This is a genomic window from Pseudomonas putida, assembly GCF_028682635.1.
GTDB lineage: Bacteria > Pseudomonadota > Gammaproteobacteria > Pseudomonadales > Pseudomonadaceae > Aquipseudomonas > Aquipseudomonas putida_AE.
The window spans coordinates 1-722 of sequence record NZ_JANHLK010000081.1; the positions used below are offsets into that span (position 1 = coordinate 1).

Annotated in this window: 1 protein-coding gene; it reads right to left on the reverse strand. The window is 65.4% G+C overall.

Going from position 1 to position 722, the window contains the following annotated elements; all coding sequences use genetic code 11:
• Positions 1–722, reverse strand: a 722-nt coding sequence (locus tag NPS56_RS30950) for an aldehyde dehydrogenase family protein (protein WP_274078168.1), incomplete at both ends; no start/stop codon positions are given.

The window sequence follows — 722 nt, forward strand, 5'->3', positions numbered from 1 at the left end:
TGCCCGCCATGGGGCATTTCGCTGACCAGCATGAAGTGCGTATTCACCCAGGTGCAGCCGTACTGCAAGCGCGCCGACAGGCGATGCGCACGACCGACGTCGGCGGTCCATACCGATGACGCCAGGCCGTAGTCCGAGTCGTTGGCCCAGCCCAGCACCTGCGCCTCATCGGTGAATCTGGTCACCGACACCACTGGCCCGAACACTTCGCGCCGCACGATTTCGTCGTCCTGCTGAGCATCGGCCAACACCGTCGGTTCGAAGAAGAAGCCATTGCCGTCCACCGCTTTACCGCCGGTGATCAGGCGGATGTGCGGCTGCGCCACGGCGCGCTCGACGAAGCCGGCCACGCGGTCGCGGTGCTGCGCGGTGATCAGCGGGCCGAGCTCGGTCGCCGGATCGTCCTGCAAGCCGTACTTGATGCTGCTGACCGCCGCGCCGAGTTTTTCCACGAACTTGTCGTAGATGCCTTCCTGGGCATAGATGCGGCAGGCGGCGGTGCAGTCCTGGCCGGCGTTATAGAAACCGAAGGTGCGGATGCCTTCCACCGCGGCGTCGATGTCGGCGTCGTCGAAGATGATCACCGGGGCCTTGCCGCCCAGTTCCATGTGCATGCGCTTGACGCTGTCGGCGGTGCTGGAAATGATGTTCGAGCCGGTGGCGATCGAGCCGGTCAGCGACACCATGCGCACTTTCGGGTGGGTGACCAGCGGGCTGCCGAC